Here is an 8290-nt window from a genome sequence, read left to right on the forward strand (position 1 = left end):
TAATTAAACTTTTAACATCTGGACACTTTTATTTGTTTCCCAGTTAGAAATTGTTTGTCTTGAAACAAATATTTTAAGAGCCAGTTCTTCTTGAGAAATTTTTTGTTGTTCCCTAAATTTTTTGATTTGTAATCCAATATCCATCTTGAATCTTCTCCTTTATTGTATATGAATATAGCTATTTTGTCTGTCAAAAGCCTTTGACATTGCCATTTTCCCTTGTCAAAATAGTTTTACATGGCTTAAAACAGAACTTTTCAACTAATTATATCGGTTCTATATATAAGTTACAAGAAAAATATGGGCTCACATTTATTTTTTCATCTGTCCTTGCGGTACATGGTTCTGTGGATTGCCTGCGTTCTGATTGCCTTTATTCTTCAACACAATATCCTCTGCCTTTACATACCAGTCCACATCTGCACCCGTATAGGTTTTTCGTGATACCGTATCGGCTACTGGATTGACAAGCTCCACAACTGCATTGTACGGAAATTCCCTTACTGGTACTTCTGGCGGTACAGACACGGGGATAATTCCACCATGCAGACTGCACTTCAAATCATAGATACGCTTTTTAAGCTGGGTACTCGGTGTCCCGTCCTCATTCTGCAAGAATACATCACGCACTGCTGTAAATTTTAATTCTCCAAATGTTTTCTCTTTGTCAATAACAAAACCGTTTGATAATCTCATAATATTTTCACTCCTTTACTTTTCTTCAACTGCTACAATATCATCAGCAAGTAACACATAATCGGTATGTCCCATATCCCCAATTGCGTAACCTCTGCCGTATAATTTCGGATTGACAAGTTTTACTTTCTGTTCATACTTGAAATGCTTTTCGCCAGCCTGCACGGGAATTTCCACGACAACATTTTCGCCTTTCTGCACATCAGAATAAAGGTTGTAGCTTCGTCTGGCTAAGACCCTGCGGTTATTTTTATCTCTTTCAAAGATAGGCTCGCTTTCGCCTGCAAATTCAAGTGTTCCAAAAGACTGTGCCATATCTGGCACGACATATTTCATTTCCATATTGTTTTACCTCGTTTCTTTCTATATTTGATAAGTTTTTGATAGTGATTTCTTATTCTGGCGGTTAGGGAAGTACCAGCAAGTCCCCAGATAGTAAAGGGTAAAATAAATGCTTACGCACCCTTGACTATCCGTGTTCTTGCAGGTAAGTAGCAGACAAGCCAGAATAAGCGGAAGTCTGCCGACACGGTATCGGCGGAGAACGTGATTTTTCTTTTCTCATATCGTTACCGCCTTATGATTTCTTCATTTTACGGCGTTTGCAGAAGAAGATACCTGCCAGTCCAGCACCAGAAGTTAGTAATAATGCAAGCAGTCCGTAAAGGTTCGTGTTATCGCCCGTTTTTGGACTGTCTGTTTTATGCGGTGTATCTGGTGTCTGTGGTGTTTTGGGTTTCTCTGGTTCTTCTGGGACTTCGGGTTTTTCCTTAAAGGTAATCGTCTGTCCCTCGTTGTCAATGTCTTTATGCTCGGTAACTTTCTTCGGCTCGTCTGGATTGCTTAAATCGTACAATTCTTCAAAAGTTACAAGCTGTTTGCCGTCAAGAGAAGTAGCGTCAAAGGTAAAGGCAACTTCCGCTTTCATAGTTTCGCTGTCTGCGGTAAAGGTGTAATCACTTTCCACACGTTTTCCATTGATAAGAAGCTCTGCATTTTCTTCTTTCAACATCTGCCAGCCTACAAGTTTGTACTGTGTGCCGACTTCTAAGCCCTCTAAGGTTATGGTATCAATGATTGTTACCTCTTTTCCAGCTTCAAGCTCTTTGTTGCCGTCCTTATCGGTAGCAGTCGTATGAATTTTGATGATACGCTCTGTGATAAGTACCGTCTGTCCGTCGTCCTCAATGTCTTTATGTTCCGCAACTTTTACGGGTTCTTCTGGATTGCTCAAATCGTATAATTCCTCGAATGTTACCAGATTTTTACCGCCAAGCTCGGACGCATTGAATGTATAAGTAATTTCCACTTTCATAGCTTCATCATCAGCGATAAAGGTATAGTCATTTTCTACACGCTTTCCATTGATAAGAAGCTCGGTGTTTTCTTCCTTTAACATCTGCCAGCCTTTGAGCTGATATTTTGTGCCTTTTGTAAGTCCGTCTAATTTGACGGTATCAACGATTGTTACCTCTTTTCCTGCAAGGATTGTCTTTTCGCCGTCCTTACTGGTCGCTGTGGTATGGATAGAGATTTCTTTTTCGTATTCATCAGTCAAAGTACCTAAATCAATCACAAGGTTATTTCTTGATACCACGATTTCAAAAGGTGGGATAAGCTCAAAGCCTTTGTTACTATCGCAACGCATTTCTTCAATGATGTAGGTATCATAAGGCAACGCCCCTTTGCTGTCGTCTGGTTTAGAAGTTCCAAACCATACACCGTCCTCGCTGGTCTTTCCTGCGTTGGTATTATGCTTATGAGAAGCCCAGTCAGAAGAAGTGGAGAATTGCCCGTTATCATCAGTTACCACAACATGACTTTCGCCCGTTGTCTTGCTTGTGATCCTAAAGGGAACATCAGCAAGACGCTTGTGTGTGCCTGCTCCGATTTTTACGCCCTCAATATCTCCACGCTTAATCTGATTGTAGATAGAATGGGCTTCGTCGGTTAAATCAACGATTTTTCCATTCTCTGTGATTGCAAAATCAATCGGTTTTGCACCGTCTGTCAAATATCCGTTTGGAGCTTCACTCTCAACGATACGGAATTTTCCATAAGGTAAAAGGTCAGCAGACGTAGAAGCGACACCCTCAATGTCTGTATGGATTGTCTTTACCACTTCATTTTTCTTGTATAGCTTGCCCTCAACCAGTACCGCATTATCATTTAAGGAAATGATGTCAAAGGCAGTATCTTTCAAAGTGGCACTTCCTTGTGGTTTTGTATCGCCCGTTTCTAAATCTCGTTTCTGAATTTTCACACCGCCACGGATAACCTTGTCTGATACAGAAAACTGGTTACTTCCAGTCAATACGGCAAGGTCGCCGTCCTCGGTAATCTGTGTTACATATAAGCCCTTAATCTGTTCGGACTTATCGCCAGCCTGCATATATGCACCGTCCAGCAAGTAACCGTTTGGAGCTTTTGTTTCTTCTACGGTTAGTGTTCCAAGTGGAAGAACGGCTTTGCCGTCCTGCATATAGAAACTGTCGCCAGATACCTTGTATGCGTCCGCTAATTTTGTAACATAGTGGATTGTACCGTCGCTGTCTGTTTCGGCGATTGTCTTTGTAACCCATGTTCTTGTAGCTTCGGCAGGGAGATTGTCTTTATTGTAGAAGCCAGTATAATACTTCCATGTAAATTCCGCACCTGCTAAAGAAGCGTTCCCCTGCGGATTGTCTTTCTGTGTTTCCATATCAATCTTGAAGAGTTCAATCAAAGTGTCTGTTACCTTTGGTGTATCTGATACGTTCAAGGTCGCTGTCTTTCCAGCTTCAACCTTTAAGGAATATATATTTGTATCAACCTTATATCCTGCTGGTGCGGATAATTCCTTGATATAGACTGTGTCAGCCGTTACCTCTACGACATCTGTATTTCCGTTTTCATCAGTCGTAAGGGTGGCAAGCTGTTTCGTGCAGTCCTTATCAGCAAAGACACCGTATGTCGCACCAGCGATAGAGTAATTCCCGTTACCGTCTGTAATGCTGGTATTACTGGAAGTCTTTTGAAGTTTCGCATTTCCAACATTGAGTTTCGCCCAGAATTGTCCCAATTCCTGCCCCTCGCCAGAGTAGATATAACCGCCACATTCATAGCGTCCTTTATTCTCTTTGACAAAGGCTTTTGCACCAGCGAAAACTTCGTCCTGCGTTGCCTTTGGAATTTCATCATAAGAAGCTCGCACGTTATCGCATTGCCAGCCAAGATGTACGCTTAATCTCTGCCAGACAACAAGCTGTCTTAAAAGGTAGGCGTGGTTTTTGCTTATTCCGTTGTGGCTGTCTGTGTACTGTTTTACATATTCGATAGATAAGGCAACGTCGCTTATCTGGTCGGCACTCATACGGGTGCTTGCGTCAGCTCTGGTCTTGTAGCCATTCTTAAAGTCTGTGTTAATGTCGATACAGTAAGCGTCCTCGCCCTCAACGGTCAAATGTCCCTCATTAAAGGTAGAACCAATCGAACCGTCATTCATTACTTTTTCAACGATACCGACACGCTCTTTTGACTCCGTCCAGTATTGCTTACTTTCTGCATGAACGGGTGTAGTCGGCAAAGCAGTAACGACAGTTGCAAGAGCTAAGAAGCCCGTACACAATCGTTTTAACATCTTTTTCATAAATCTAATGCTCCTTTCATTTTTGGTAATAAAATAACCGTCCATAATGAACGGCTGAAAATAGAAAAGGAACGTCATTTTAGGCGTTCCATAGTCTATGAGTTATTCAATTTTTCTTGTTTCAATACTGATGTGCTGTACCATATCTTTGCATATCTAGGAAAACTTGCGTATCAAGGCTCATTCAATGGTAGTAAATAAGTAGTAAATTGATGTGTTTGTTTCCTTGAAAATGCTGATAGATACTGTGTTTTAGCGGATAATCAGATTTTTATTGTGTTTTTAGCTGAAAGATTGTGTAGAATATGGCTCTAATTAACTTGATATTATGTGCTTTTAGAGTGATATATAGTACTACCAAAAGGAAAGAAATACACCAAACGGAGGTACATAGAATGAACGAAAAAATAGCACATCAGATTGAGAAAATGAAAAAACAGACCATCGGAGTTGAGGTCGAGATGAACAATATCAAAAGAGATAAGGCGGCAAGACTTGCAGCCGATTTCTTTGGAACAGGAAGATACGAAAATACAGCAAGCAGAAATGGTTACATGACCTGGTCAGCATGGGATGAGCAGGGCAGAGAATGGAAATTTCAAAAGGATGTCAGCATTGCCGGAGATGATGCCCACAAATGCGAAATGGTTACACCGATTCTTAAATACGAAGATATGGAAACCTTGCAGGAACTGATCAGGAAACTTAGAAAGGCAGGGACCAAGAGTGATGCAACAAGGGGATGCGGAGTACACATTCACATCGGAGCCAAGGGACATACCCCACAGACAATGAGAAACCTTGCAAACATCATGGCAAGCCACGAAAGTCTGATAGCCGAGGCACTTGACCTTGACAGAGGCAGAATGAGACGCTACTGCAGAACGGTTGACCCAAGATTCTTAGAGCAGGTCAACAAGAAAAAGCCAAAGACAATGAGCAAGCTTGCAGACATCTGGTACGGTTCACAGGATTGCAGCTACGGCAGAAATCAGCATTACAACGCCAGCGGTGCAGAGCGAGCCTACCGCAGAGCAGTGGACAAACTGACGGAACTTCTGGTTGCTGAAGGTGCAATCCATGCTGTCCGGCTGAAACAAAAATCCAAAACCAAACGAAAAAAGAAAATCGCCGCCGCAATCTACGAATATCAAGCAGACTGCGACGGCGAATGGGGCGAAATTGTATTCGATTTTGAAAGCGGCACAGGGTCGATTGTCCGGCTTGCTGATTGGGATACAATTAAAACGAACTGGTTTGCCAATGAGGCGATCCGGTATATTTTATCATTGTCGCCTGATGTTCTCACAAAATATATGCTCGTCCTCTTGAGCCGCCACTTATATCTTGAATCCTTACAACAACTGTAAGTGGTATTTGCTGTGTTCCCATGCTATCATTTTATTACAAATGATAGGAGGTATTCACATGAAACCATTTTGAATATTGAAAATTTAACAAAAATCTATGGCAATGTGCCAAGTCAAACAAAGGCACTGAATGGGATCACCTTCCAGGTGATGCCGGGAGAGTTTCTTGGCATTATGGGAAGCAGCGGTTCTGGTAAATCCACACTGCTCAATTGTATTGCGACTGTGATTCAACCCACAGGTGGAAGCATTCAGGTGGAGGGCGTTAATCTGCAAGCACTCAAGGGAAGGACTCTTGCAGATTACCGTGGAAAAAAAGTTGGTTATCTATTTCAGAATTTTGAGCTACTGGATAATCTGACCGGACGTGAAAATATACTGCTTCCAACTTCTTTGCATGGTATACCCGAAAAGGAGAGCAACCAGCGTCTAAGCCAGTTGGCGAAGTATCTGGAAATCAACGATGTTCTGGACAAATTTCCCTCCAAGATGTCTGGGGGGCAGCGCCAGCGTGTAGCGGCAGCAAGGGCACTAATCCTGAACCCCAGAATGATTCTTGCCGACGAGCCTACCGGTGCTTTGGATTCCAAGAATGCAAGAAACATTATGGAAAAACTGTCCGGATTGAACTGCGACGAACAGGCAACGATCTTGATGGTGACCCATGATTCTAATGCTGCCAGCTTTTGCAAGCGTATTCTGTTCATCCAGGACGGTGTGATCTTCCATGAGCTTCGCCGTGGAGATGAAAGCCGACAGGAGTTCTACGGACGCATCTTGAAGGTGATGGCGCAACTGGGAGGGGGGAGTTCCAATGTTCTCTAATCTGATTTTTCGAAACTGTCGCCGCAGCCGAAAGGAAAACGGCCTGTTTTTCAGCTCCCTGGTGATTTCTATTATTGCCTTTTATATGATTCTTTCCATCTCCACCCAGGATGTAATGATTTTTTTGCAGAAAATGGAGAGCGATGCAGTGAACAGTCTCCTGCTTCTAATTCCTGTGTTTTACGGAGTGACCTTGGGTATTCTTTTCTTCTTGATTTACTTCGCCTGCAAGTATCAATTTGAGCGCAGACGCCACGAGTTTGGTGTCTATCTGATGTTGGGAATGCGCAGAAGCAAACTGTTCTGTATGCTTTTGGCGGAGGATTTGTTAAGCAGTATTCTGGCGCTGCTCATTGGCTTACCTACGGCTGTAGTGCTTTCGGAAATTGTTAGTCTTGTCACCGCTAAGCTTGTGGGTATGGGGATCATCGGCCATCATTTTTCTTTGTCTTGGTCTGCAATAAAATGGACACTGGCAGGATTCTTGGGTATTAAACTGCTGGCACTTCTGATTTTGAGCGGAAAGATCAGCCGACAGGAGATTGGAACTTTATTATCCCAGCCGACGAACCGCTCCCAAAAGCAAATGCCCTCTGTTATCTATGGGCTGGCTGCTGTATGCGGAAGTGTGATGTTGGCAGTGGCTTACTGCATGGCGATTCAGGGAATTGCATGGACGAAGGTAAGTATGATGGGGCTGACTTTACTGTTGGGTTCGGCTGGTACGATGCTGCTGTTCTATGGAATGCGGGCACTGATTGCACTGATTGTTAAAAAAGGCAAGGGAAATAAGCAGCTTCATGTATTTACCTTCCGTCAAATTCAGGAGAATGTCATTCATCAGTCAAGCTCCATGGCAATCAGCTCTCTGCTGATTCTGGCAGCACTGTGTTGCTTTGGTGCAGGCGTGGGAATCGCAGGAACGAACAATCTATCCACTGGCCATGTAATCGACTATACCTTTGAAGATCATACCGTTGAAGATTCGGCGCAGGTTCTTCCAAATATACAGGCAGTCCTGAAAGAAAACGGTTTGGAAAATCAGTTTTCTGAGCTTTTTGAAATGAAGGTTGGGCATATTCGCACCACAGAAGATTATGAGAATGCCTACAGCATGGACGCTGTTATGGACTCTCTTCGGAGCCTGCCCCAGTCGGAAGATCGGGATGTCCTTCTGGACAATCTTGGTTATGCCACATCCCCGTATTTGATTTGTCTGTCGGACTATAATCGTTTACTGGAATTGTCCGGCAGGCCTGTCATTAAATTAAGTGAAGATGAAGCCGCTGTTTATATAGGTTTCGACTTTACTACTGTAAATCGTACCGCAATGCTGAACGGCATACTTACTGAACAGCCTGAAACGGAACTGGTTGGCAGTCCGATTTATCTTACTGGAGAGGTTCAGTCTGTAAATTTGATTACGGATCGTTCTATTACTTTGTCCTTTGCATTGATTCTTCCAGATGAAGCTTTCCTCTATCATACCCAAGGAATGTATGATACGTATGTGAATGCGGTACTCAGTGAGCAGGCTATGGAAGGAAATAGCCTTATGACTGCCTATTCTGGTCTGAACGAGGAGCTGGACGAAATAGGTATCGAATATGAAAGCTATCTTCAGAACATGGGACGCCAGCTTTTCTATACCGTAGCATCCAGCTATATTACCCTCTATCTGGCGATTGTGTTCCTGGTGGTTGCCAACACCATTGTGGGTGTTCAGTTCCTGATGAGCCAGCAGAAAACCGGGCGTAGATACCAGACCCTG

7 protein-coding genes are annotated in these 8290 nt (G+C 43.1%); 3 read left to right on the top strand and 4 right to left on the bottom strand.

The features are described from left to right. Positions 1 to 3: 3 nt before the first annotated feature. The 4 genes from DXA55_RS16400 to DXA55_RS16420 all read right to left on the bottom strand — a co-directional run bounded on the left by DXA55_RS16400 (position 4) and on the right by DXA55_RS16420 (position 4324). Complete coding sequence (locus tag DXA55_RS16400; protein ID WP_330415362.1) at positions 4 to 144, bottom strand: helix-turn-helix transcriptional regulator; 141 nt, start codon at positions 142 to 144, stop codon at positions 4 to 6. Positions 145 to 312: 168 nt separating this feature from the next. After that, a complete protein-coding gene (locus DXA55_RS16405; RefSeq protein ID WP_003062614.1) occupies positions 313 to 696 on the bottom strand; it encodes a YdcP family protein in 384 nt (127 codons plus the stop codon). Between the two features lie 15 nt (positions 697 to 711). After that, the gene (locus tag DXA55_RS16410) at positions 712 to 1038 is read right to left on the bottom strand and encodes a YdcP family protein (RefSeq protein ID WP_003059926.1); all 327 of its coding nucleotides are present in this window, start codon (positions 1036 to 1038) and stop codon (positions 712 to 714) included. Positions 1039 to 1273: 235 nt separating this feature from the next. Further along, complete coding sequence (locus tag DXA55_RS16420) at positions 1274 to 4324, bottom strand: SrtB-anchored collagen-binding adhesin (RefSeq protein WP_003060618.1); 3051 nt, start codon at positions 4322 to 4324, stop codon at positions 1274 to 1276. A 395-nt stretch (positions 4325 to 4719) separates the two neighbouring features. Between DXA55_RS16420 and DXA55_RS18005 the strand changes: the two genes are divergently transcribed. The 3 genes from DXA55_RS18005 to DXA55_RS16435 all read left to right on the top strand — a co-directional run. Then, positions 4720 to 5694 carry an amidoligase family protein gene (locus tag DXA55_RS18005; RefSeq protein WP_023922623.1) on the top strand — a complete coding sequence of 325 codons (975 nt, stop codon included), beginning with the start codon at positions 4720 to 4722 and terminating at the stop codon, positions 5692 to 5694. Positions 5695 to 5760: 66 nt separating this feature from the next. Continuing rightward, positions 5761 to 6519, top strand: coding sequence for an ABC transporter ATP-binding protein (locus tag DXA55_RS16430; RefSeq protein ID WP_242998655.1), 759 nt, complete (start codon positions 5761 to 5763; stop codon positions 6517 to 6519). Next, the coding region (locus DXA55_RS16435) for an ABC transporter permease (protein ID WP_147342038.1) at positions 6509 to 8290 on the top strand (1782 nt) is incomplete at its 3' end. The genes DXA55_RS16430 and DXA55_RS16435, both read left to right, overlap by 11 nt.

The sequence above is a fragment of the Blautia sp. OF03-13 genome (genome assembly GCF_003460685.1).
In the GTDB taxonomy this organism is placed as follows: domain Bacteria; phylum Bacillota; class Clostridia; order Lachnospirales; family Lachnospiraceae; genus Fusicatenibacter; species Fusicatenibacter saccharivorans.